We start from the raw sequence: 24,492 nt of genomic DNA on the forward strand, positions 1-24,492 counted from the left end.
AGCTTGCCCCGGTGGATATATATCCGTGCTGCCCCAGTTGTTTTCAGCTGGGGTCCTGGGCGCGTCAGGCCACCCGGTCGATGATCAGCCGCCGGGCCGGCCGGCTCCCCTCCGGGGCAATAACGACGGCGCCGCGCAGCGCCTCCTTGGCGCGGTCGAACCTTTCGGGGGTATCGGTCAGCAGCGTCATCAGCGGTTCGCCGGCGCGGACCACCGCCCCGGGCTTGGCGTGCATCCGCACGCCGGCCCCGGCCTGCACGGCGTCTTCCTTGCGGGCGCGTCCGGCACCGAGCCGCCAGGCGGCGACGCCGACGGCCAGGGCGTCCAGTTGCATCAGCACGCCGTCGGCCTCGGCGTAGACGACTTCCGACTCCCTGGCCACCGGCAGCCTGGCGTCGGGATCCCCGCCCTGGGCGCGGATCATGGATTTCCAGACGTCCATGGCGCGGCCGTCCCGCAGCGCGGCAGCAGGGTCGGCATCCGTCACGCCGGCGGCGTGCAGCATCTCCTCGGCCAGCCTCACGGTCAGCTCCACGACGTCCTCGGGGCCGCCGCCCGCCAGCACCTCCACGGATTCCTCGACCTCGATGGCGTTGCCGGCGGTCAGCCCGAGCGGCGTGCTCATATCGGTCAGCAGTGCCACGGTGTTCACGCCCGCGTCCTGGCCCAGGGCGACCATGGTTTCGGCCAGTTCCCGGGCGTTGCGCTCGTCCTTCATGAAGGCCCCGCTGCCGACCTTCACGTCGAGCACCAGCGAGCCGGTGCCTTCGGCAATCTTCTTGCTCATGATCGAGGAGGCGATCAGGGGGATCGCCTCGACCGTGCCGGTCACGTCGCGCAGCGCGTAGAGCTTCTTGTCCGCGGGAGCCAGACCGGCCCCCGCCGCGCAGATCACGGCGCCGATCTCGGCCAGTTGGCTCATCATCTCGTCATTGCTGAGCAGGGCCCGCCAGCCCGGAATCGACTCGAGCTTGTCCAGGGTGCCGCCGGTGTGGCCGAGGCCGCGGCCGGACAACTGGGGCACCGCCACGCCGAAGACTGCCACCAGCGGGGCCAGCGGGAGGGTGATCTTGTCCCCCACGCCGCCGGTGGAATGTTTGTCGGCGGTCGGCTTGCCGAGCGAGGAGAAGTCCATCCGCTCGCCGGAGGCGATCATCGCCGTCGTCCAGTGCGCGATCTCTTCCCGGTCCATGCCGTTGAGCAGGATGGCCATGTTCAGCGCGGACATCTGCTCGTCAGCGATGGTCCCGCGGGTGTAGGCGTCGATGGTCCAGGCGATCTGCTCCGGGCTGAGCGTTCCCTTGTCCCGCTTGGTCCGGATGATGTCCACGGCGTCGAATGTTTCGGTCATGTCCTGCTCCTTAGGTGATGCGTTCCGCCCGTCAGGCCAGGTGCTGCGGTCCGAAGGCGTCGGGCAGCACCTGGTCCATGGTCCTGATGCCGGCCGGCGTCATCAGCAGCATGCCGGGCGCGCGGAACTCGTACAGCAGCTGACGGCACCGGCCGCACGGCATCAGGGCGTTGCCCTCCCCGTCCACGCAGCTGAAGGCGGCCAGTTTCCCGCCGCCCGTCATGTTCAGCTGGCTCACCAGCGAACATTCCGCGCACAGGGTCAAGCCGTAGGAGGCGTTTTCCACGTTGCAGCCGGAGACGATCCGGCCGTCGTCGGTGAGCGCGGCGGCGCCGACCGGGAAGCCCGAGTACGGCACGTAGGCCAGCCGCATGGCGGCCTCCGCGGCCTGCTGGAGGGCGTGCCAGTCCACCTGGGTCGTCGTTGGTGCTTCCACGGTCATCCCTTGATGTACGGCACGCCGCTGGCGGCCGGGGGTCGGGCGCGGCCCACCAGGCCGGCGACGGCGAAGATGGTCACCACGTAAGGCAGCATGGCCAGGAACTGGTTCGGCACCGTGGAGCCCAGGGCGCTGAGCACGTACTGGAGGTTGGTCGCGAAGCCAAACAGCAGCGCCGCGAAGAACGCGTACAGCGGGTTCCAGCGGCCGAAGATCAGCGCCGCCAGGGCGATGTAGCCCTGCCCGGCGGTCATGTCGCGGCCGAAGCTGGAAACAAGGACCAGGGTGAAGAAGGCGCCGCCGAAACCGGCGACGACGCCGGCCAGCAGCACGTTCATGAACCGCATCCGGTTGACCTTCACGCCCAGGGTGTCCGCCGCCTTGGGGTGTTCCCCGACGGCACGGGTGCGCAGGCCCCACTTGGTGTGGAACAGGCCGAAGTAGATCACGGCCACCGCGACGTACATCAGGTAGCCGACTACCGACTGTTCGAACAGGATGGGGCCGATGATCGGGATGTCGGAGAGCACCGGAATGCTGATGATCGGCAGCCGCGGCGGAGAGTTCCAAGTGGCCGAGTCGGCCGAGAGGACGGTGGAGAACAGGAAACCGGTCAGGCCGGAAACCAGCACGTTGAGCACCACCCCGACGATCACCTGGTTGACGATGTACTTGATGCTGAACACCGCCAGTACCGCCGAGACGAGCACGCCGCCGACGGCCGCTGCGGCCAGGCCGATGAACGCGTTGCCGGAGAGCGATCCGGCGACCGCGGCGGAGAAGGCACCGAACAGCAGCTGTCCTTCGATGGCGATGTTGACGACGCCGGAGCGCTCGCACAGCACGCCGGAGAGGGAGCCGAAAATCAGCGGCACGGCCAGCGTGACCGAACCGGCCAGCAGCCCGTAGAGGGCCACGTTGGGGGTCCGGGCGCTGCCGACCACCCAGGTGAGGAATCCGACCACGAACAGCACGGCAAAGACGGCCACCAGCCAGCCGGGGACCTTTCGTCCGGACCGGACCAGCATGAACGACCAGACGGCGGCGGCGAGCATCAAGACGGCCGTGACCCAGCCGGTGACGACGGCCGAGAGCACCACCGACGGCAGCACCACAGGGTCATTGGGGTCCGACAGCCGGAAGGTCACCGAGTTGTCCGGTGCCCCGACCGCGAAAACCAGGACGGCCGCGAAAGCCAGGACGGCCAGGATGACCGGCGTCTTCCAGTTCCGCACGGTGTCCGCGGCGGCTGGGCTTTGCTGCGGGGCGGTGGCGGTAACCGTGCTCATGCTGCACCTCCGGTGCTTGCGGTCTTACGGGGTCTTGCCGTCAGCTTGCCCGGCTCGGGGAGCCGGAAGATCGCGCGCACGAGCGGCGGCGCCGCGATGAACAGCACGATCATGGACTGGACCACCAGCACGATGTCGATGCCGGTGCCGGTGTTGGTCTGCATGGTCACCCCGCCGGCGCGGAAGGCGCCGAACAGCAGGCCGGCCGCAAAGGTGCCCCACGGCGTCGAACGTCCCAGCAGTGCCACGGTGATGGCGTCGAACCCGAAACTGGCAGCGACGCCCGAGGTCAGCACGCGTTCGGTGCCGGCCACCTGCGCGACGCCTGCCAGGCCGGCCAGGGCGCCCGCCAGCACCATCACCACGACGTAGCCCTTGGTGACGCTGATGCCGGCGGTGCGCGCGGCGTGCGGATTGGAGCCGACCGCGCGCAGCTCGAAGCCGATGGTGGAGCGGTTGAGCAGCCACCAGCAGAAAACGGTGGCCAGAATGGCTACCACGAAGCCCCAGTGCAGCCGGAAGGTGTCGCCGAAGAGCGGCGGATACATGGCCGTGGCATCCAGCTGCGGGCTGATCGGGTTGGTGGAGCCCGGTCGCTGGAACGCGGGCATGGTCAGCAGGTACAGCACCAGGTTGATGGCCACGTAGTTGAGCATGATCGACAGGATGACTTCGTGGGCACCGGTCTTGGCCTTCAGCAGGCCGACGAGGCCGCCCCACAACGCGCCGCCGATGATGCCGGCGATGATGACCAGGAGCAGGTGCAGGCCCACCGGAAGGTGCCAGCTGAAACCGACCCAGGCGGCCAGGGTGGCGCCGATGATGATTTGGCCCTGCGCGCCGATGTTGAACAGTCCCGCGCGGAACGCCAGCGCCACGCCCAGGCCTGCGCAGATGAGCGGCGTGGCCACGGTCAGCGTCTGGGTCAACGGGTAGATCATCCGGGCGAACGAAGCGCCCTCAAAGTTGAAGATCGAGCCCTGGAACAGAGCGGCGTAGGCGTTGGCGGCAGCCGTCCAGCCGGCAGCCAGCATGTCCTGCGGGCGGGCGAAGAAGTAGCTGGAGGTCCGGGCAACTTCCTCGTTCGTCAACGCGATCAGGATGCCGCCGGCGATCAGGGACAGCACAATGGCGAGGACAGCCACCAGCGCGTTGCCGGAGACGATCCGCTGCATGATGGTCTGATGCGCGCGCAACTCGGGGTGCAGGCTCTCCCCCGTGGGCAACACGGCCGGCGGTGCCTGGGTGCCGTCGCCGAGGGCGGCAGCCGCCTCGAGCCGCTGCTCGTCGCCCTCCGCCGCGGGCGTTCCCGCGTGTTTCGACCGCTTCCCGTGCTTGCCGGACTCGTCCGCGCTCATTCCTCGCCTCCTTCGGCGTCTGTCTGCTGTACTTCGGCGTCCGTCCGGTGTGCCTGTGCTTCCTCGGCGCTCATGCCGGCCATCATCAGGCCCAGCTCGCCGCGGGAGGTGCCGGCGGGGACGATGCCCATCAGCCGGCCCTGGTAGAGCACGGCGATCCGGTCGGCAAGTTCCAGCACCTCGTCCAGTTCGGTGGAAACGATCATCACCGGAGTGCCGACGTCGCGCTCGGCGACGATCCGCTTGTGCAGGAATTCGATGGAGCCAACGTCCACGCCGCGGGTGGGCTGGGAAGCGATAAAGAGCTTCAACGGCCTGGACAGTTCCCGGGCCATGACCACCTTTTGCTGGTTTCCGCCGGAGAGGGTACCGGCCGCCGCCGCCGCAGACTGGGTGCGGACGTCGAACTCCGAAATGTATTGCTCGGCGTTCCGGGCGACCAGGGCCGGCTTCATGGCCAGGCCGCGGGCAAAGGGCGGCTGGTCGTAGCGGTTGAGGATGAGGTTTTCGGCCACCGAGAACGTACCGACCAGGCCCTCGACGCTGCGGTCCTCCGGCACGAAACCGACGCCAGCCTCGATGATGTCCTTGACCTTGCGCCCCACCAGTTCGCGGCCTTCGAGCCTGATGGAGCCGGACACGTGGTCCTGCAGCCCCAGGATCGCCTCGGTCAGTTCGGTCTGCCCGTTGCCTTGGACGCCGGCCACCGCGAGGATTTCGCCGCGCGCTATGCCGAAACTGATGCCGTCCACCACGCGCTGGCCCGTGGCCGAACGCACGGTGAGGTTCTCGACGGTGAACGTTTCTTCGCCCGGCCGGGCCGGTTCCTTGTTGAGGGTCAGGCTGACGGCGCGGCCCACCATCATTTCCGCCAACTCGGTCGTGGAGGCCGAGGGCGGCGCGTCGCCGATGACCTTGCCACGGCGAATGACCGTGATGATGTCCGAAACCGCCTTGACTTCACGCAGCTTGTGGGAGATGAAGACGATGGCCTTGCCGTCGGCCTTGAGCTGGCCCATGATGCCCAGCAGCTCATCCGTTTCCTTGGGCGTCAGGACGGCGGTCGGCTCGTCCAGGATCAGCACTTCGGCGTCCCGGACCAGGGCCTTGATGATCTCGACCCGCTGTTGCACCCCGACCGGCAGGTCCTCGACCACCGCGTCGGGATCCACCTCGAAACCGTATTGGTCGGAGATCTCCCTGATCCGGGCCCGGGTCTCCTCCAGGTTGAGTTGGCCGCCGGCCTTGGTCGCCTCATTGCCGAGCGCCACGTTCTCGGCCACGGTGAACACCGGGACCAGCATGAAGTGCTGGTGCACCATGCCGATGCCGGCCGCCATGGCGTCCCCGGGGCCGTCGAAGGTCACGGGCTTGTCGTCGACCAGGATCTGGCCTTCGCTGGGCTCGTAAAGCCCGTAGAGGACGTTCATCAGCGTCGATTTCCCGGCGCCGTTTTCACCCAGCAGGCTGTGCACCTGTCCCGGCTGCACCACCAGGTCAATGTGGTCGTTGGCAACCAGGGAGCCGAATCGCTTGGTGATTCCCTTGAGCTCGAGTTTCAAACCCCAACCCACCTGTTCTTTGTCCGTAGGTACGACGGTCGTCATCCAGCGGCGCGGTGCCGGACGGTGCTGCTGCCCGGACGCTGTGCCTAGCCTAAACCGGTTCGGCCGATTACAGCGCGAACCGCCGCCCTCGGCACCGGTGTCCGGCACGGAGGGCGGCGGTCCGCTGCGTGCTTACTGCTGCGGGCTGGCCTTGGATTCGACCTTGATCTCGCCCGAGATGATCGACTCCTTGATGGTTTCCAGTTCCGCCTTGGTCTCGTCGGAAACCGCTGCGCCGAGGTCATGGAACGGGGCCAGTGCCACGCCGCCGTTCTCCAGGGTTCCGACATACGGGGTGCTGTCGAAGTTGCCCTCGGCGTCGGTCTTGACGACTTCCTCGACCGCGTTGCCCATCAGCTTCATCACCGAGGTGAGGATGAATTCCTCGGCCTTGCCGGCGGTCTCGTAGCCGTCGGAGTCGACCCATACGACCTTGGCATCCTTGCCGTCGGCATTGGCTTCGAGCACGGCGTCCAGCGTGCCCAGGCCCACCGGGCCGGCCACCGGCATGATGATGTCGGCGCCCTCGTTGATGAAGTTCAGGGTGTTGGTCTTGCCCTTGCCCTGATCCTCGAAGTTGCCGACGAAGGTGCCGTTCTGGGCTTCCTTGTTCCAGCCGAGCAGTTCGACGTTGGCGTCCTTCTGCTCGTTGTAGTAGTCGACGCCGTCGGCGAAGCCGTCCATGAAGATGGTGACGGTGGGGATGTTCATGCCGCCGTAGGTGGCCACCTTGCCGGTCTCGCTGGTTGCGGCCGCCACGTAGCCGGCCAGGAACGCCGCCTGCGCCGTGTCATAGATGATCGGCTTGACGTTGTCGCTGAACTCCGGGTCGTTGTAGTCGACGATCGCGAAGTTGGTCTCGGGGTTGGCCGCCGCCGCCTCCTTGGTCACGTCGCCCAGCAGGAAGCCGACCGTCAGGACCATGTTGCAGTTGGCCTGCACCATGGCATCCACGTTGGGACCGAAATCGGTCTCGGCCTGGGACTCGGCCTCGCGGATCTTGATGCCCAGCTCTTCCTCGGCCATCTTCAGGCCTTCGTAGCTCGACTGGTTGAACGAGCGGTCGTCGAATCCACCGGAGTCGGAGACGATGCAGCCGAGGTAGTCGGTGCCTTCCGCTGCCGGGCTGCCGCTGGCGCCGCCCTCTTGGGCCGGCGGTGCGCCGCAAGCGGTCAGAACCAGTGCGGACGCGCCCAGCACCGCGGCGGAGAGGCCGGTGCCGCGCTTAATCTTGCGCAGTGAAGTCTTCAATGTTCCTCCATAAAAGAATGTCTGCCCCGCCACAGTTCAATGGTCGCTTCACAAGAAGTGCGGCGTTTGACTTGTACTCCGCGTGGCACAGCACCTGTCCTGCAGGTGCACAGTTGATGACCCTACAGTAGTTCCCACGCGCCCCACCGGCGAAGCAATCGCTACCGGCGCGCGCAGATTGTTCAAAAGTTGTTACTTTTGGGTAGCACCGGCTGCAGTGTCCCGGTGGCGCCGGGCGGCCAGCACGGCGGCCTTGGCCATGACGCGCACGCCCACGCCGATGGCGTGCTCGTCGGGAACGTAGTCGCCGCGGTGCAGGTCGAAGGTTTCGCCGCCCGGGCTCCGGGTGCCCAGCCGCATCATGGCGCCGGGCACTTCCTGGGTCATCCAGGCGAAGTCCTCCCCGCCCATCGACTGCGGCGTGAGGGTCACCGCGTCCTCCCCCAGTTCGCTCCGGGCCGCCGCCTCGAGCAGCGTGGTTTCCCGCTCGGTGTTGATCACGGGAGGCACGCCGCGGATGTGTTCGAGCTTGACGTCCACGCCGAACGGTGCGGCCACCTGGTTGACCACCTCGTCCACCAGCTCACCGGCGGCCTGCCAGGCTTCCCCGTCCAGGCAGCGCATGGTGCCGGCCATGTAGCCGACTGCCGGGATCGCGTTGGGGGCGGCGCCCGCCTGGATTTGCCCCCACACGAGCGAGACGGCGCTGCGGACATCGATCCGCCGGTTGATGACGGCCGGGACGCTGACGGCGATCTCGGCCAGCGCGAACACCAGGTCCTCCGTCAGGTGCGGGCGGGACGTGTGGCCGCCGCGCCCGCGCAGTTCAATCCGTATGGTGTCCGAGGCGGAGGTGATGGCTCCGATCCGCGTGCCGACCAAGCCGACGTCGATGCGCGGGTCGCAGTGCAGTGCCAGGATCCGCGGCAGCCCTTCCAGCACGCCCTGCTCGATGACGGCCAACGCGCCGCCGGGCATGGTCTCCTCGGCCGGCTGGAAGATGACCCGCACGCGGGCGGACAGTTCGCCTTCCAGATCCAGTTTGCGCAGGACCAGCGCGACGCCGAGCATCACCGTGGTGTGGATGTCGTGTCCGCAGGCATGGCTGATGCCGGTGTTAACCGAGGCGTAGTCGAGGCCGGTTTCTTCCATGATCGGCAGGGCGTCGATGTCCGCGCGCAGCCCGATGGCCAGCGGGCCCTCCCCGATGTCGACGAACAGCCCGGTGCCGTCCAGCAGTTGCGGCTCGAGTCCTGCGGCCGTCAGCCGCTCGGCCAGCTTCCGGGTGGTGAGGAATTCCTTGTGCGACAGCTCGGGATGCTGGTGCAGGTCCCGCCGGAACCGCCGGAGTTCATCCAGCAGTGGCGATGCCCAGACGCCGATATTGAGATTGGCCAGCGGAGTTTCTGAAATCTTCTGCACACCTGCACTCTATCGATTTGAGCGACGTTCCGAGGACGGTCGCCGGCCTTGCACAGGATCAGGCTTTCGCCGCCGGTCCCGGGTGCCTTGCGGCTTTAGAGGACGTCGGTGTCGCCGCTGGCCCTGAGGTGTTCGACGGCGGACTTCACCTTCTGCGCGTGTTCCTTGGTGGTCACCAGCAGCGCGTCCGGGGTGTCGACCACGACGACGTCGTCGATGCCGATCAGCGCGATCACGCGTTTGGTATCGGAGACCACGACGCCGGTGGCCGACTCCGCGAACACCCTCGCCCCTTCGCCGAGCACCGTAAGCCCGGAGGTTTCGCTGGCGGTATTCAACCGCCCGATCGCGGCGAAGTCGCCCACGTCGTCCCAGGAGAAGGAACCGGGGATCATCGCCACGTCCCCGGCGGCCGCCGCGGGTTCAGCCACCGCGTAATCGATCGCCGTCTTGGGCAGGTCCGGCCAGATCCTGCGCATCACCGCGCCGCGGGCCGGGGTGTCCCAGGCCTCGGCGATCTCGGTCAGGCCGGCAAAGAGTTCGGGTTCGTTGGTTTCCAGGTGCTTCAGCAGCAGGTCAACCGGCGCCACGAACATGCCGGCGTTCCAGGAATATTCCCCCGACGCCAGGTAGCCGCGGGCCACCTGCTCGTCGGGTTTCTCCACGAACTCGGCCACCGCCTGCGCGGAGGGCGCGCCGGGGACCTGCAGCGCCCCGGCGGAACGGATGTACCCGAAGCCGGTGGCCGGATGCGTCGGGGTGATCCCGATCGTGACGATGTAGCCCTCGGCCGCGGTGTACACCGCCTCGCGAACAGCCTGCTGGAACTCCTCCACCGGTGTGATCACCTGGTCCGCGGCGAAGGAGCCCATGATGATCCGCGGGTCCCGCCGGTACAGGATCGCCGCGGCGAGACCGATCGCCGCCGCCGAGTCCTTCGGTTCCGGCTCCAGCACCAGGTTCGCATCCTGAAGTTCGGGCAGCTGCGCGCACACCGCATGTCGGTGCACCTTGCCGGTCACCACCAGGGTCCGCCCCTGGCACAGCGGCTCAAGACGGGAATAGGTGGCGCGGATCAGTGTGGACCCGGAACCGGTCAGGTCGTGCAGGAACTTCGGGGCCGCCGCGCGGGACAGCGGCCACAACCGCGTCCCGGTCCCGCCGGCCGGTATAACGGCATGAAAACGGTCCAGCACGGCGTCGTCGTCGGCCGCACCCCGGCCTGCTGCTTGAGTGTTCACGCTCTCCACGGTAATCCAGCCTCGTGGGTACCGCCTTCATCCTGGACGCCGATTTCTCCCATCGGGGTGGTTTGCCGGTGCCGTATCGGCGCCAACCGGCGCCGCGTCAAAATCCAGGTCCTGCGGGGGCGCGGACCGGCCTCATCCGCCCCGTGGAAGCCGGTACAGCACGGGCGGTTAAGCCCCTGCTGTTAAAAAGGTCACACCCTGCCGTACGTAAATTGAATAAGCCCTCAGCGAAGCCTAGATTAGTCTTGAGCTATAGAGCGCTCTCGCACCGGCGTCAACTCTTGCGTGGAAGCCACGCTGCGCCTCTGCGATGCAGGGAGGGTAATTCAGTGTCGAAGACACCAGCAGGGACCTTATACCGCGGCCGTGAAGGCATGTGGTCTTGGGTAGGACACCGCATCACGGGCGTCGCAATCTTTTTCTTTCTCTTGGTTCACGTGCTCGATACCGCGCTGGTCCGGGTATCCCCGGGCGCCTACGACGCCGTCATGGCCACGTACAAGAACCCGATCATGGCCATTCTGGAAGCCGGCCTGGTAGCGGCCATCGTCTACCACGCCTTTAACGGGCTTCGCGTCATCCTCATCGACTTCTGGAAGAAGGGGCCCAAGTACCAGGCCAAGCTTCTGTGGGGGGTTGTCGGCCTCTGGGTCGTCGTCATGGTTCCGTTCCTCATCCGCCACCTCACGCTCGCTTTCACCGGGGGTCACTAACTCATGTCGGTCAACTCTGAAATCCAGGCTCCCCGCAGCGCCCGCATCGCTCCCGAGTACATGCGCAACAAGGGGCGCAAGGGCAACTTCGAACTGTACGCATGGCTGTTCATGCGGCTCTCCGGCCTCATCCTGGTGGTGCTGGTCTTTGGGCACCTGTTCGTCAACCTGATGGTGGGCGAAGGCGTCCACGCCATCGACTTCGGCTTTGTGGCCGGCAAGTGGGCCGACCCGTTCTGGCAGATCTGGGACCTGGCCATGCTGTGGCTGGCCATGCTGCACGGCACCAACGGCGTGCGGACCATCATCGAGGACTATGCGGAAAAGGACATCACCCGCTTCTGGTTCAAGATGGTCCTCTACGTAGCCTCTGCCGTCATCATCGTGCTCGGCACCCTGGTGATCTTCACCTTCGATCCGTGCCCGGCGAACGCCACCGCCGATCTGCTGCCGTCGTTCTGCCCGGCACCCTAACCGTCCCCGCGACAGACCGCGGCGCCGTTGCCCGTCGTGAACCCCACACGGCGAAGAAAACCCAGTTTCAACAGAAAGAGCATCCAGTATGCAGGTCCATAAGTACGACGTCGTCATTGTCGGTGCCGGTGGCGCCGGTATGCGCGCCGCGATCGAATCAGGCCAGCGCGCGCACACCGCAGTACTGACCAAGCTGTACCCCACCCGTTCCCACACCGGCGCGGCCCAGGGCGGCATGTGCGCCGCACTGGCGAACGTCGAAGAAGACAACTGGGAATGGCACACCTTTGACACGATCAAGGGCGGCGACTACCTGGTTGACCAGGATGCCGCCGAAGTGATGGCCAAGGAAGCCATCGACGCGGTGCTGGACCTGGAAAAGATGGGCCTGCCGTTCAACCGGACGCCAGAGGGCAAGATCGACCAGCGCCGCTTCGGCGGACACACCCGCGACCACGGCAAGGCCCCGGTGCGCCGCGCCTGCTACGCCGCCGACCGCACCGGACACATGATCCTGCAGACCCTGTACCAAAACTGCGTCAAGCACAACGTTGAGTTCTACAACGAGTACTACGTGCTGGACCTGCTGTTGGTCGAGGAAGACGCCACCCGCGCAGACGGCACCCCCTACAAGCAGAAGCGCGTCGCCGGCGTCGTCAGCTATGACCTGGCCTCCGGCGAGCTCCACGTCTTCCAGGCCAAGTCCGTCATCTTCGCTTCGGGCGGGGTGGGCAAGGTCTTCAAGACCACCTCCAACGCGCACACCCTCACCGGCGACGGCATGGGCATCGCGTTCCGCCGCGGCCTCCCGTTGGAGGACATGGAGTTCGTCCAGTTCCACCCGACCGGCCTGGCCGGCCTGGGCATCCTGCTCTCCGAGGCCGCCCGCGGCGAAGGCGGCATCCTCCGCAACGCCGACGGTGAGCGCTTCATGGAGCGCTACGCCCCCACCATCAAGGACCTGGCGCCGCGTGACATCGTGGCCCGCTCCATGGCCCTCGAGGTCCGGGAAGGCCGCGGCTGCGGCCCGAACAAGGACTACGTGCTGCTGGACCTGACCCACCTGGAGCCGGCGCACATTGACGCGAAGCTGCCGGACATCACGGAGTTCGCGCGCACCTACCTCGGCGTCGAGCCCTACACCGAGCCGGTGCCGGTGTTCCCCACCGCCCACTACGCCATGGGTGGCATTCCCACCAACATCAAGGCCGAGGTGCTGCAGGACAACGACACCGTGGTGCCGGGCCTGTACGCCGCCGGCGAGGTGGCCTGCGTCTCCGTCCACGGCTCGAACCGGCTGGGAACCAACTCCCTGCTGGACATCAACGTCTTCGGCAAGCGCTCCGGCATCAACGCCGCCGAGTACGCCAAGACCGCTGACTTCGTCGAGCTGCCGGAGAACCCGGAACTGTACACGATGGAGCTGCTCGAGACGGTGCGCGGCGGTACCGGTACCGAGCGGGTCGCCCAGATCCGCAAGGAACTGCAGGACATCATGGATGCCAACGTGCAGGTGTTCCGCGACGAGAAGTCCCTGACCGAGGCGCTGAACGTGATTGCTTCGCTGCGCGAGCGCTACAAGAACATCAGCGTCCAGGACAAGGGCAAGCGCTTCAACCTGGACCTGCTGGAGGCCGTGGAACTCGGCTTCCTGCTGGACATGGCCCAGGTGATGACCGTGGCGGCGCTGCACCGCACGGAGTCCCGCGGCGGACACTTCCGCGAGGACTACCCGGACCGCGACGACGAGAACTTCATGAAGCACTCGATGTGCTACCTGGACGTCGACGCCGTGACCGATCAGACGGCCGGCATCCGCATGGATACCAAACCCGTGGTATTCACGCGCTACGAACCGATGGTGAGGAAATACTGATGAGCACCGCGACCGAAATTCCCGAAGGACCGTCCAAGGTCGAGCTGGCTCCCGGGGTCGGCGGCGGCGGCGAAATCCCCAGCTTTGACATTACGCTGAAGGTCCGCCGCTACGATCCGGAGATTTCCGAGGAAGCCCGCTGGGACGAGTTCAAGCTCACCATGTACGGCACCGACCGCGTGCTGGATGCCCTGCACAAGGTCAAGTGGGAGCATGACGGTTCCGTTTCCTTCCGCCGGTCCTGCGCCCACGGCGTCTGTGGCTCGGATGCGATGCGCATCAACGGCCGCAACCGTCTGGCCTGCAAGACGCTGCTGAAGGACCTGGACACGGCCAAGCCCATCACGGTGGAGCCGATCAAGGGCCTGCCGGTGGAGAAGGACCTGATCGTGGACATGGAGCCGTTCTTCCAGTCCTACCGCGAGATCATGCCGTTCCTGATCAACAACGGCCACGCGCCGACCCGCGAGCGGCTGCAGTCGCAGGAGGACCGCGAGCGGTTCGACGACACCACCAAGTGCATCCTCTGCGCCGCCTGCACCTCCTCCTGCCCGGTGTTCTGGACCGACGGCCAGTACTTCGGGCCGGCGGCGATCGTGAACGCGCACCGCTTCATCTTCGATTCCCGCGACGATGCCGGCGACATGCGCCTGGAGGTCCTCAACGACAAGGAAGGCGTGTGGCGTTGCCGCACCACCTTCAACTGCAGCGAGGCCTGCCCCCGCGGCATCCAGGTGACCAAGGCGATCACCGAGGTGCGCCAGGCCATCCTGCACCGCTCCGTCTAGCCCATCGCGGCGGTCCCCTTCGGGACTGCGCGGTCCTGGTGGCGCCGATTCCTTCCGGGAGTCGGCGCCACCGGTGTTTAAGGTTCCGGCAGGGGCCTCCGCCGGCGCAGGCTCCACGCCCGCTGCCGCAGCGAACGGCCTCCCCCGGCCGCCTGCCGGGCCAGCGCGTCCGCCGTGCCGACCGCTCCCCAGGCGGTGGCGATCAGGTAGACCTGGCTCAGCAGGTAGAACCACACGAACAGACCCAGGATGACGGCGTAAGAAGCCAGCAACGGGTTGCTGCCCGCGTTGCCCAGGAGCGTCGAGGAGAAGTACCTGAGGACGGTACTGCCGACGCCGGCTAGCAAGGCGGACTGGAGCATCACCGGGCGTGGCATCCGGATCCCTGACGCCACGCGGAAAAGGACCACGGCAACCGCCGTATCCAGCAACAGCATGACCACGATGCCGGCAATCCGGGTCAGCGGAACCACGGCATCGCCTTCGATACGGAGCAATTCCACGATCAGGTCCAGCGCGGTATTGGCTATGGCTGCGACGAGCGACGTCACGATCAAGGCCACGCCCACGATCAGCAGCGTGCCGGTGTCCTTGAGCTTGACCAGGACGACGTTCGTATCCAGCGGGGGCAGGTCAAAGATGCCCCGCATCCCCGTCCGCAGCCCGGCGATCCAGCCCAACGAGGTCCAGATCATGACTACGGTAGAGATGATCAGGCTGACCCCGAATGCCTCGCTGCGGGAGAAGAGCTCTTGGGGTGTGGCCAGGCCCCCGTCTCCGGTGTCGATGAGTCCCGGGATGAAGTCGTTCACCACCCGGATGATGGCCATCTGCAGGTCGCGGTTGCCGGAAACCACCAGGCCCAGGATGGAGAAACCGGCCACCAGCATCGCGGCCACGGAGAAGAACATCTTGTAGGCACACCCGGCCGCCAGCAGCGACCCGTGCCTCAGGGCGTAGAGATTCATGACCCGCATCAGGCGCCGGGAGTTGAGCGTTGCCAGCCTGTACCTGGCCGCGGCCAGGACGCTTTGCAGGGTGCCTTCTTCGCGCTTGGCGCGGCCTGCTTCCCGCCGCTGCCTTACGGCGGCGAGCAGCAGTTGCTGCCGTTCCAGCGGATCCGGCGTTGCCTCAGCCTGCTCCTGCTGGTCCGGCGCCAAAGGTCAACTCTTCCCGTAGTATCCACACACCAGTCTCGTCGTGCTCGTAGAGCCCCATGCTACTGACCCGGAATGCGGCGTCATAATCAGCGAGCTTGCTTTCGGCCGAGTCCATGCTGGCTTCGCTGACGTCGTGCGCCACGGTCACGTGCGGGTGGAAGCCGAACTCGAGGTCGCGTTCCAGCGGCCCGGACTGGAGTTTTTGGTGCAGCGCGACGCACTCGTCGAAGCCCTCGTCGATGCTCAGGTAGACCACGGGCGAAACCGGGCGGAAACTGCCCGTGCCGCGCAGGGAGAGGGTGAACGGGGACTGCGAACTGGCCACGGCCCGGACGTGCTGGACGGCCTCGTCCCAGTCGAGCACCGGAGTGGTGGTGACCAGGGTGATGTGCGGCGGTATGACTGAGGCCAGCGGGTCTCCGAACGAGGCCCGCCAGCCCTGCAGCTCACTGGCCATCGGCTCCGGGACCCCGATGACCACGCCGACGCAACCGACCGCCGTCCGGGCACCGCGGCCAGCATCGCCGTCGTGTTCCACACGGGCGATGCTGTCCTGGTCCTGCTGGCGCATGGCTAGCGCCCGCCTCCGGCGGGCAGGAAACCTACCTTGGAGTACACATCAGCGAGTGTAGCCGATGCGATTGAACGGGCCCTGTGGGCCCCCCGCGCCAGCAGCCGGTCCAGTTCGGCCGGATCGTCCAGCAGCTCCTGGGCCCGCGCCTGCACCGGGGCGAGCGTTTCGACGACCACCTCGGCCAGATCGACCTTCAGGTGACCGTACATCTTGCCCTGGTACTCCTGCTCAAGCTGCCCGACGGTCTTGCCCGACAGCGTGGAGTAGATGGTGAGCAGATTGGAGATGCCCGGCTTGGCCTCGCGGTCGAAGCGGATTTCCGTACCGTCGTCGGTGACGGCCGACTTGATCTTCTTGGCGGCCTGCTTCGGGTTGTCGAGTATGTTGATCAGGCCGGCGGTCGACTCGGCCGACTTGGACATTTTCGCGGTGGGGTGCTGGAGATCGTAGATCTTCGCCCCCTCCTTGGGGATCACCGCTTCGGGCACCACGAAAGTTTCCCCGAACCGGTGGTTGAACCGCTGGGCGAGGTTCCGCGCCAGTTCCAGGTGCTGGCGCTGGTCCTCGCCGACGGGCACGCCGTAGGGGCGGTACAGCAGGATGTCCGCGGCCATCAGCACCGGGTAGGCGAACAGCCCCACGGTCGCGGCGTCGGTACCGTTCTTCTGCGTCTTGTCCTTGAACTGGGTCATCCGGGAGGCCTCGCCGAAGCCTGTCACGCAGTTCAGGACCCAAGCCAGCTCGGCGTGCTCCGGCACGTGGGACTGGACGAAGAGCGCGGTGCGGTCGACGTCGATGCCGCCGGCGATGTACTGCGCGCAGGTGACCCTGGTGCGGTGGGCGAGATCCTTCGGATCGTAGTCAACGGTGATGGCGTGCAGGTCGGGGATGAAGTAGAAGGTTTCGTACTCGTCCTGCAGCTTGACCCAATTGACGAGTGCGCCCAGGTAGTTGCCCAGGTGCAGGGAGTCGGCGGAGGGCTGCATGCCGGAGAGCAGCCGCGGACGCTCGGCCTGCGGTTGGCCTGCTTGCCCGGCGGCCCGCACGGCGGTTTCTGTCGGTTCTGTGGTTCCTGTGCTCATCGGGATGCTTCCTAGAACTGGTAGTCGACGACCAGCGGTGCGTGGTCGGAGAATCGGGCGTCGTAGGTGGCGGCACGGTCGACGGCGGCGGTCGTCGCGAGATCGGCCAGCGACGGGGTGGCCACCTGGTAATCGATGCGCCAGCCGGAGTCGTTGTCAAAGGCCTGGCCGCGCCAGGACCACCAGGTGTAGGGACCGCTGACATCCCCGGCCAGCGACCGGTGCACATCGCGCCAACCGATCTCCTCGCCGAAGAAGCGGTCGAAGTAGGCCCGTTCCTCGGGCAGGAAGCCGGCACGCTTGACGTTGCCCTTCCAGTTCTTGATGTCCAACTCGGTGTGGCCCACGTTCAGGTCGCCGACAACCAGCGCGTAGTCCCGCTCGGCCTTCAGCTGCGGCAGGCGGTGGCACATGGCGTCCAGGAAACGGTACTTGTCCACCTGCTTGGGGGTGTCCACCTCGCCGGAATGGACGTAGGCGCTCACCACCGTCAGGGTCTTTTCGCCGTCGACGCCGTCCACCGCAAAGTCGGCCTCCACCCAGCGGCCGGCGGAGAGAAAGTACTCATCGCCGATGTGGCTGCGGGTGGCAGTGGGCTCCACGCGGGAGGCGATGGCGACACCGGCGCGGCCCTTGGCCTCGGCTTCGGCATGCAGAATGTGCCAGTCGCTGCCCAGCAGCTCACGTACTACCGCGTCCGGTGCGCGCACCTCTTGCAGGCAGAGGATGTCCACGTCCCGGACGGCCAGCCAGTCGGCCATCCCGCGCTTGTAGGCGGCGCGGATGCCATTGACGTTGACGCTGGCAATCCGCAGTGTCTTGCCTGCCTGGATCAGTCCGCCGGCGGCGTCGCGGGAGGTGGTCGGTGCGGTGGAAACGGTTGCCAAAGTCACCCGACTACCTTACCCAACCCTTCAGTTCAGCCAACAACTGTGCCGCTGACCGTTCCGCCGCCGTCTTCCTTGCGGATCATGCCGCGGCCGTTGTGGGCCGTGATCTCTACCGTTTCCAGCGCCCGGTCCACCATGCCCTCGTCTTTGCCGCGGTAGTCGCGGATCACCTTGGCCTGCACCTGGATGATCTTGAAGCTGTGGTCCAGCTTTTCGTCCCGCACGGCATTCGCCCTGGAGATTTCTTCCTCGACGAGGGCGGTGCCGCCGCCGGGAGCGGGGTTGACCCGCCCGGCGTAATCCGCCTGCACGTTGGCCAGCTTCTCCTTCGCCTTGCGCGTGGCACCGCGGACGCTGAACACCACGAAGGCGGCCAGGGCCAGCCATGCCAGCGACACCGCAACGACGATCCAGCCGATGACGTCGTTCTCATTGGCGGCAAAGATCACCGCGACCAGGAAGACAAGCACCAGCACTGCCAGACTGATGTTGCCGGCCTTGAACGGCAGCTGGCGGGCGGTGGACGAAACGGAAGACTCGGGACCAATTGATCGCATGGGCCTATTCTCTCAAATCCGTGCGCCTGCGTGCGCCGTGTCCGCCCACGGCTCAGCGCGCTACCACTGCACCAGGCAGAACGGGTGCCCGGCCGGGTCCAGGTACACCCTGAAGGTCTCGCTGCCCGAGTCCATGCTCGTGGCTCCCAGCTGGAGTACCAGTCCTTCGGCGATGTCCAGGTCCCGGACCCTGACGTCAACATGCATCTGCTGGGGATGCTCCTGTCCCGGCCACTGGGGCGGTTCGTAATCCCGGACCTGCTGGAAGGCGATGGCCGGCCGGTCCGGGGCATCCCCGATGCTGATCCAGCCGTCGTCGTCCTGTTGGACCCGGATCATGCCCAGCAGCTCCTCGTAAAAGGTGGCCAGTACATCGCTGTCCGGACAATCGATGACCAGTGCCTGCCACGTGCCGATCATGTGCCAGCTCCTTAGTTGGTTCGGGCCTTTGGACGGTGTCTCCATCATTGATGCGCCGCAAGGGTGTGGCAAGGACAAGGCGGCAGCCGCCGCACCTCGCGGTCCGCGCCCGCCGGACGTCGGACGTCGGACGTCGGTCCCGCCCGCCGACGTCAGGCCTTGCCCGCCGCACGTCGGTCCGCGGTCAGTTCAGGAAGAGCTTGCGCAGCCTGCCAGTGGTCAGGATCAGCCCGAGCACGATCATGACCAGGAAGTACGCCACGTGGATCCAGGTGGCGGCGGTGAAGGCGCCGACGCTGAGCTGGCGCAGCAGTTCCACGCCGTGCCAGAGCGGGAATGCCTGGATCAACCACTGGATCGGCTCCGGGTAGACACTGAGCGGGTAGAAAGTCGCGGAGAACAGGAACATCGGGAGCATGATGAAGTTGATCCAGTCCATCTGCTGGAACGTTTTCATGTAGCTGGTGATCGCCATTCCGAAGGAAGCGAAGCCGAAGGCCACCACCACGGCTGCGGGGATCATCAACAGCGCCCAGGGCGAGGTGATCAGCCCCATCGCCCCCATCACCGCGGTGAAGCCGGTGGCGTAGAGCGCTCCGCGCATCAGCGCCAGCAGGATTTCGCCGAGCGCCACGTCGAGCGGTCCCAGGGAGGTGTACAACATGCCTTCGTAGAGCTTGGCGAAGTTCAGTTTGAAGAAGACGTTCCAGGTGGAGTCGTACACCGCGCCGTTCATCGCCGAGACGGCCAGCAGCGCCGGCGCAATGTAGTTCGCGTAACCGATCTCGGTTCCGCCGGGGCCGCTTATCGTGCCGATCAGCGAGCCCAGTCCGATCCCCATCGCCACCAGGTAGAGGACCGGCTCGACGAAGCCGCTGACCATGATCGCCCAGTTGGTTCCCCAGGTCGCCTTGACGCCGCGGGCGAAGACCGCCCGCACATTGCCGGCATAGAGCGAGCCAAACGGGCGGCGCGCCGGCTCGAGCCGCGGCGGCTGCGGGAGAACGTGCTGGCTCATTTGCCCAGCCTCCTGATATAGATGCGGCGCGCGAAGACCCAGCCGGCCGCGCAGAGGACGGCAAGGTAGGCGACGTGCAGCACGGTCAGCCAGGCCGGTTCAACATAGCCGTAGCTGAGCACCCGGCCCAGCTCCGTCGAATGCCACAGCGGCGAGATCCATCCGATCCAGCGCACCACCAGCGGCATGGCCTCCAGCGGAAAGAACGTGCCGGAGAAGAGGAACAGCGGCATCACGATGAACCGCTGCACCAGCGCGAACTGGCCGCGGTCTTCTTCGATGCTGGCCGAGTACGCCATCAGCGGCAGCCCGAAGGCCATCCCGCCCAGGGCCGCCGTGATGACCATCAGCCAGGCGGTGGCCTCGGTTACCGCGCCGAAGATGACCAGGCAGAGGAAATACAAGCCGGTGGTCAGCAGCAGGCGGGCCAGCACGCCCAACGAGTGCCCGTTGACCAGTTGGTGGCTCTGCAGCGGCGAGGCGTTGGGACCGTAGTAGGTCTTGCGCCATCGGAACCCCGACATCACCGAGTACGTGTTCTCTTCGCTGGCCACCATGATCGCGGCGGTCGCCAGGAGGGCAGGCGCCACGAAGACCAGATACGGCACGGACTGGCCGTTTCCGGCGTCGAGCGAGGCGTTGGTGTTGGCGTCCACCAACGTGGCGAGCCCCACGCCCATGGCAAACAGGTATACCAGCGGCGTGCCGACCGCCGTCATCAAGACGGTCCAGCCGTAGCCGCGCAACTGCCGCAGCCAATGCTCCAGGAAGTAGACGGAACCGAAGTTCCGGGCGCGCTCGGCCGACTGCAGCGGGGTCAGCGGCGAGCGCAGGCCGGTGACTGGCCGCGTCAGCGCGTCGATTTCCCGCAGTGACAGCTGCTCCGGGGCCCGCGCATCGACCGAGCCCGCGGCGGCCGCGGCGTCCGGCACGGAGGCTGCAGCGGTCGCGGTTCGCCCGGACTCTTGGGCCGCGGGCGCCGGTGATTCTTCGGCCGCGCGGACCGGAGTTTCTTGGGACGCGCGCGCCGTGGTGTCTTCGCCCGCGCGCGCGGTGGTTTTCTCGGCCGGGCGCGCCGTGGTCTCCATGTCCTGCCCGCCCGGCACCTGCGTGGGCTGTTGCTCAGTCAATGAGGCTCCTGCCGGTCAGCCGGAGGAAGACGTCCTCCAGGCTGGAGCGCCGTACCAGGGACGTGATCGGGTGCAGGCCGCGGTTGGACACCTGCTCGAGCGCCGCCTCGCCGTCGTCGGCATAGACCAGCACACGGTCCGGCAGCGTTTCAAGCCGCTCCCCGATGCCGGCGAGCTCCGGGGCCACGGTGGTATTCCGCTCGGAACCGAACCGAAGCTCGAGGACCTCTCGGGTGGAATGTTCGCGGATCAGGGCTGCCGGCGACCCTTCCGCCATGATCTTTCCCTTGTCCACCACGATGAGTCGGTCGCAGAGCTGCTCGGCCTCGTCCATGTAGTGCGTGGTCAGGATCAGGGTCACGCCCGCTTCCTTGAGCCGGAAGAGCCGGTCCCAGAGGATGTGGCGCGCCTGCGGATCGAGTCCGGTGGTCGGCTCGTCGAGCAGCAGCACCTTCGGATCGTTCATCAGCGAACGGGCGATGGTCAGCCGCCGTTTCATGCCGCCGGAGAGAGCATCGACCTTCGCCTTGGCCTTGTCCGTCAGCTGCGCGAACTCCAGCAGTTCGTCCGCCTTGGGCCGCAGGTAGGAGTACGGCAGCCCGAAGTAGCGGCCGTAAACAATCAGGTTGTCGCGGACCTTCAGTTCCTCGTCCAGGTTGTCCTGCTGCGGCACCACGCCCAGATGCGCCCGCACCTCCGGCCCGTGTCGGTCCGGGTCCAGGCCCATGATGCTCAGTTCGCCGGACGTCCGCTGCGACACGCCGCCGATCATCCGCATCGTCGTGGACTTGCCCGCACCGTTGGGGCCGAGCAGCCCGAACGACTCCCCCGCCGGGACTTCGAAGGAGATACCGTCGACGGCGTTGAAATTGCCGTAGGTCTTCACGACGTCCCGGGCGGAAATGACGGCCGCGGAGGTTCGCTGAGGCAACCGGTGTGAGAGAGATGTTTGAGGCACTGCTATAGCCTAGATCACACTAGCGATTGAGGAAAGCCAATCGGGATTCAGCCTCCGGCGTGTCCGATTGGCAGCGGTGCCTGACCAAGCTGAGGCGCCGCGGCCGCCGGCGGTAGCTCCCCGGCGCGGCCGCCGGTGGTTGCGCCCGGCGGCGCCGCCGGCGGTGAGGCCCCGCGGCCGGCGGGGACGACTCATCGGCCAGAGCCGCCACTCTGGCGGGGCGCATGGGCCTCGACCGCATACCTGACCACCTCCGCGGCCCGGTCGGTCAGCCTGACCCCTTCGGGCCAGACGATCTTCACGCCAACCGGGCGGACCGCCGGCTCGATTGGCAACGCGGTGAAAGTCCGGCCTTCATAGGTGGCATCGCCGGACGGCCGCTGCACCAGGACCGAGTAGCCGATACCCCGCCCGACCAGCGAGCGGGTCAGCTCGAAGTCAGTGGTGCGGTACTTGATTTTCGGCACGACGGAAGCGTCACGAAACACCGACATCGTGTGATGGCTGCTCGGCGGTGCATCGAGCAGGATCATTGGCTCCTCGGCCAGGTCGGCCAAGCTCACCGCCTCCCGGCCGGCCAGCCGGTGGTCGGCCGGCAATAGCGCGTAGGCATGCATGGCGCCCAGCTGCACCGACTCCAGTCCCGGCCGCAGGTCCATGTCGTAGACGATGGCCAGGTCCAGCTCTCCCGTGAACAGCTTGTCCTGCACGGCATCCTGGGTGCCTTCGACGAAGTCCAACTGCACCTTGGGATGCTCGGCGGCGAAACGCTCCAGCAGCCCGGGCAGAACAGTCGGCGCCAACGTCAGATAGCAGCCCACCACCAGCGGGCCGGCCAGCTCTCCCCCGCCGCTGCTGGTGCTCAGCTCCAGCTCCTCCGCCTCCCGCAGGAAGGTTGCGGCGCGGGTGTGCAGTTGCCGGCCTGCAGGTGTCAGGCTGACGCCGTGTGCCTTGCGGCGGACCGTGAGCTGCGTGCCGAAAATACGCTCCAGTTCCTTCACTGCCGCGGCCACTGCCGTCTGTGAGACATGGAGTTCGTCGGCGGCGGCGGCAATCGTGCCGGCCTCTGCCACTGCGACAAAGTACGCCAGCTGCCGCAGCGTATACAGGACCAACGCGCCTCCTGCGCCGCAGGGATATAACCAAAGTATTTCGGGGGATATTTCCCCTCTTTATGCACTTTACCGGCGGATATGCCTGCTGTCACACTCGTGGGAGACAAACCTCACGCCGGGCACGGTGCGAGGCCCGCCGGCAAGGATCCGGCAACCCGTTTCCGGACCAACACGACGAGGAGAGCGAGAATGACCGCCGCCACCGAAGCCCGCCCGGTTCCCACCGCGGATTGGGTCACCATCCCGGATCTCTACCGGAACCCGTATCCGATCTATCAGAAGCTGCGGGCCGAAGCGCCCGTGCACTGGGTGCCCGCCGTCAACCGGTACATGGTTACCAGCTACCAGGCCTGCCACGTGATCGAGCAGGACCAGGAGCGTTTTTCGGCCAACGAGACCAATTCGCTCATGAAGCGGGCCATGGGCCACTCGATGCTGCGCAAGGACGACCCGGAGCATGAGGTGGACCGGAAATCCTACGGGAACGTGCTGCGGCCCAAAGCCATCAAGGAGCACTGGAACGCCATCTTCCAAGCCAACAGCGACAAATACCTGGCGCAGTTAAAGGCGGCCGGCCCGGGCGCCGACTTTGTCTGGGAGTATGCCGCTCCCTACGCCGCGGAAAACCTGCGGCTGATCATGGGCTTCCACAATGCCACTCAGGAAGACATGCAGCGTTGGTCGCAGACCATGATCGACGGCACCGGCAACTACGCGGACGACCCGGACGTCTGGAGCAAGTCGGAGCAGTCGTACAACGAAGTCGACGACGCGATCGATGAAATCCTGCCCTACCTGCGCAAGAATCCGGATGCCAGCCTGCTGTCCGGGCTCACCTCCATGCCGATCCCGCTCGAGGCCATCCGGGCGAACATGAAGATGACCATCGGCGGCGGCCTCAACGAACCGCGCGACGTCCTTGGCACCACCGTGTGGGCGCTGCTGGCCAACCCGGAGCAGTTGGCCCAGGTGCTCGCTGACGAATCCCTCTACGCGCGCGCCTTCGAGGAGTCCGTGCGCTGGGTCGCACCCATCGGCATGTACCCGCGGGAGGTCACGCGCGACACCGTCGTGGAAGGCATGCAACTGCCGGCCGGTGCGCGGCTGGGCATCGTCGTCGGCGCAGCCAACCGCGACCCGGCGGTGTTCGAGGACCCCGAATCCTTCAACATCAACCGGGAAAAGAAGCCGCACCTGGCATTCGGCGGCGGCAACCACTTCTGCGCAGGCGCCTGGGTGGCACGCGCTTCGGTGGCACACATTGCCATGCCGCAGGTTTTCCGCGAACTGCCGAACCTCCGCCTGGATCCGGAGAACGCTCCGGTCGACGCCGGCTGGGTCTTCCGCGGCATGACCAAATTCCCGGTGCTCTGGGGCTAAGACCGGCCCGCGCACCCTTCCGTCCACCCAAACCAGCGCCCACAGCAAGGACAATTTCCCATGGCAAAGATCAGCTTCCACCACTCTGACGGCAACGTTGACGTGCTCGACGTCGACCCCGGCACCTCCCTGATGCGCGCCGCCGTGACCAACGGCGTCGACGGCATCGTCGGCGAATGCGGCGGCCAGGCCATGTGCGCCACCTGCCACGTCTACGTCCGCCCCGAATACCTCGACGGCCTGCCCGAAATCGGCGACGACGAAGACGAAATGCTCGACTGCACCGCCGGCCCCCGCGACGAAACCCGCAGCCGGCTCGGCTGCCAGATCACGGTCGGCAACGGCCTCGAACAGATCGAAGTCGACGTCCCCGACGACCAGATCTGAGGG

24 protein-coding genes are annotated in these 24,492 nt (G+C 66.6%); 6 read left to right on the forward strand and 18 right to left on the reverse strand.

Annotated elements, in window-relative coordinates; all coding sequences use genetic code 11:
• Window positions 1–64 precede the first annotated feature (64 nt).
• From AC5RVG_RS14640 to AC5RVG_RS14675, 8 genes are all read right to left on the reverse strand, one after another.
• Entirely contained in the window at window positions 65–1,351 is a 1,287-nt protein-coding gene (locus AC5RVG_RS14640) for a thymidine phosphorylase (protein ID WP_494014404.1), read from the reverse strand.
• 31 nt (window positions 1,352–1,382) lie between these two features.
• A complete protein-coding gene (locus tag AC5RVG_RS14645) occupies window positions 1,383–1,787 on the reverse strand; it encodes a cytidine deaminase (RefSeq protein ID WP_494014405.1) in 405 nt (134 codons plus the stop codon).
• Window positions 1,788–1,789: 2 nt separating this feature from the next.
• Entirely contained in the window at window positions 1,790–3,079 is a 1,290-nt protein-coding gene (locus AC5RVG_RS14650; protein WP_494014406.1) for an ABC transporter permease, read from the reverse strand.
• Window positions 3,076–4,437 carry an ABC transporter permease gene (locus AC5RVG_RS14655; RefSeq protein WP_494014407.1) on the reverse strand — a complete coding sequence of 454 codons (1,362 nt, stop codon included), beginning with the start codon at window positions 4,435–4,437 and terminating at the stop codon, window positions 3,076–3,078. The genes AC5RVG_RS14650 and AC5RVG_RS14655 overlap by 4 nt, the downstream gene beginning before the upstream one ends.
• Window positions 4,434–5,999, reverse strand: coding sequence for an ABC transporter ATP-binding protein (locus AC5RVG_RS14660; RefSeq protein ID WP_494014569.1), 1,566 nt, complete (start codon window positions 5,997–5,999; stop codon window positions 4,434–4,436). The genes AC5RVG_RS14655 and AC5RVG_RS14660 overlap by 4 nt, the downstream gene beginning before the upstream one ends.
• Window positions 6,000–6,176: 177 nt before the next feature.
• Window positions 6,177–7,295 (reverse strand): BMP family lipoprotein, encoded by a 1,119-nt coding sequence (locus tag AC5RVG_RS14665; RefSeq protein ID WP_494014408.1) that lies wholly within the window; start codon window positions 7,293–7,295, stop codon window positions 6,177–6,179.
• Window positions 7,296–7,487: 192 nt separating this feature from the next.
• Window positions 7,488–8,717: an amidohydrolase gene (locus AC5RVG_RS14670; RefSeq protein WP_494014409.1), complete on the reverse strand. Its 1,230-nt coding sequence runs from the start codon at window positions 8,715–8,717 to the stop codon at window positions 7,488–7,490.
• Window positions 8,718–8,812: 95 nt separating this feature from the next.
• A complete protein-coding gene (locus AC5RVG_RS14675) occupies window positions 8,813–9,958 on the reverse strand; it encodes a mannose-1-phosphate guanylyltransferase (protein ID WP_494014410.1) in 1,146 nt (381 codons plus the stop codon).
• A gap of 338 nt (window positions 9,959–10,296) precedes the next feature.
• Between AC5RVG_RS14675 and sdhC the strand changes: the two genes are divergently transcribed.
• The 4 genes from sdhC (at window position 10,297) to AC5RVG_RS14695 (ending at window position 13,818) form a co-directional block, all read left to right on the forward strand.
• Window positions 10,297–10,680: a succinate dehydrogenase, cytochrome b556 subunit gene (gene sdhC / locus AC5RVG_RS14680; RefSeq protein WP_493987889.1), complete on the forward strand. Its 384-nt coding sequence runs from the start codon at window positions 10,297–10,299 to the stop codon at window positions 10,678–10,680.
• 3 nt (window positions 10,681–10,683) lie between these two features.
• The gene (locus tag AC5RVG_RS14685) at window positions 10,684–11,154 is read left to right on the forward strand and encodes a succinate dehydrogenase hydrophobic membrane anchor subunit (RefSeq protein WP_494001494.1); all 471 of its coding nucleotides are present in this window, start codon (window positions 10,684–10,686) and stop codon (window positions 11,152–11,154) included.
• Window positions 11,155–11,242: 88 nt separating this feature from the next.
• Entirely contained in the window at window positions 11,243–13,030 is a 1,788-nt protein-coding gene (gene sdhA / locus AC5RVG_RS14690) for a succinate dehydrogenase flavoprotein subunit (protein WP_493978599.1), read from the forward strand.
• Window positions 13,030–13,818: a succinate dehydrogenase iron-sulfur subunit gene (locus AC5RVG_RS14695; RefSeq protein WP_494014411.1), complete on the forward strand. Its 789-nt coding sequence runs from the start codon at window positions 13,030–13,032 to the stop codon at window positions 13,816–13,818. The genes sdhA and AC5RVG_RS14695 overlap by 1 nt, the downstream gene beginning before the upstream one ends.
• A gap of 77 nt (window positions 13,819–13,895) precedes the next feature.
• Here the strand turns inward: AC5RVG_RS14695 and AC5RVG_RS14700 are convergent, their stop codons facing one another.
• The 10 genes from AC5RVG_RS14700 to AC5RVG_RS14745 form a co-directional block, all read right to left on the reverse strand.
• Window positions 13,896–14,978, reverse strand: a complete 1,083-nt coding sequence (locus AC5RVG_RS14700) for a YihY/virulence factor BrkB family protein (RefSeq protein WP_494001496.1) — start codon at window positions 14,976–14,978, stop codon at window positions 13,896–13,898.
• The gene (locus tag AC5RVG_RS14705; RefSeq protein ID WP_494001497.1) at window positions 14,950–15,549 is read right to left on the reverse strand and encodes a 2'-5' RNA ligase family protein; all 600 of its coding nucleotides are present in this window, start codon (window positions 15,547–15,549) and stop codon (window positions 14,950–14,952) included. The genes AC5RVG_RS14700 and AC5RVG_RS14705 overlap by 29 nt, the downstream gene beginning before the upstream one ends.
• Window positions 15,550–15,551: 2 nt before the next feature.
• Window positions 15,552–16,634 (reverse strand): tryptophan--tRNA ligase, encoded by a 1,083-nt coding sequence (gene trpS, locus AC5RVG_RS14710; RefSeq protein ID WP_494014412.1) that lies wholly within the window; start codon window positions 16,632–16,634, stop codon window positions 15,552–15,554.
• 11 nt (window positions 16,635–16,645) lie between these two features.
• The gene (locus AC5RVG_RS14715; RefSeq protein ID WP_494014570.1) at window positions 16,646–17,470 is read right to left on the reverse strand and encodes an exodeoxyribonuclease III; all 825 of its coding nucleotides are present in this window, start codon (window positions 17,468–17,470) and stop codon (window positions 16,646–16,648) included.
• A gap of 83 nt (window positions 17,471–17,553) precedes the next feature.
• Window positions 17,554–18,081 carry a hypothetical protein gene (locus AC5RVG_RS14720; RefSeq protein ID WP_493978594.1) on the reverse strand — a complete coding sequence of 176 codons (528 nt, stop codon included), beginning with the start codon at window positions 18,079–18,081 and terminating at the stop codon, window positions 17,554–17,556.
• A gap of 60 nt (window positions 18,082–18,141) precedes the next feature.
• Window positions 18,142–18,501: a VOC family protein gene (locus AC5RVG_RS14725; RefSeq protein ID WP_494014413.1), complete on the reverse strand. Its 360-nt coding sequence runs from the start codon at window positions 18,499–18,501 to the stop codon at window positions 18,142–18,144.
• Between the two features lie 184 nt (window positions 18,502–18,685).
• Complete coding sequence (locus tag AC5RVG_RS14730; protein ID WP_494001500.1) at window positions 18,686–19,519, reverse strand: ABC transporter permease; 834 nt, start codon at window positions 19,517–19,519, stop codon at window positions 18,686–18,688.
• Complete coding sequence (locus AC5RVG_RS14735) at window positions 19,516–20,649, reverse strand: ABC transporter permease (protein WP_494014414.1); 1,134 nt, start codon at window positions 20,647–20,649, stop codon at window positions 19,516–19,518. Before AC5RVG_RS14735 ends, AC5RVG_RS14730 begins: the two co-directional genes overlap by 4 nt.
• Entirely contained in the window at window positions 20,642–21,580 is a 939-nt protein-coding gene (locus AC5RVG_RS14740; protein WP_494014571.1) for an ABC transporter ATP-binding protein, read from the reverse strand. The genes AC5RVG_RS14735 and AC5RVG_RS14740 overlap by 8 nt, the downstream gene beginning before the upstream one ends.
• Window positions 21,581–21,798: 218 nt before the next feature.
• Window positions 21,799–22,722, reverse strand: coding sequence for a LysR substrate-binding domain-containing protein (locus tag AC5RVG_RS14745; RefSeq protein ID WP_494014415.1), 924 nt, complete (start codon window positions 22,720–22,722; stop codon window positions 21,799–21,801).
• Between the two features lie 189 nt (window positions 22,723–22,911).
• Between AC5RVG_RS14745 and AC5RVG_RS14750 the strand changes: the two genes are divergently transcribed.
• Both AC5RVG_RS14750 and AC5RVG_RS14755 read left to right on the forward strand, forming a co-directional pair.
• Window positions 22,912–24,102: a cytochrome P450 gene (locus AC5RVG_RS14750; protein ID WP_494014416.1), complete on the forward strand. Its 1,191-nt coding sequence runs from the start codon at window positions 22,912–22,914 to the stop codon at window positions 24,100–24,102.
• A 60-nt stretch (window positions 24,103–24,162) separates the two neighbouring features.
• Complete coding sequence (locus AC5RVG_RS14755; RefSeq protein ID WP_494014417.1) at window positions 24,163–24,489, forward strand: 2Fe-2S iron-sulfur cluster-binding protein; 327 nt, start codon at window positions 24,163–24,165, stop codon at window positions 24,487–24,489.
• Window positions 24,490–24,492 lie beyond the last annotated feature (3 nt).

The sequence above is a fragment of the Arthrobacter senegalensis genome, from assembly GCF_059091765.1.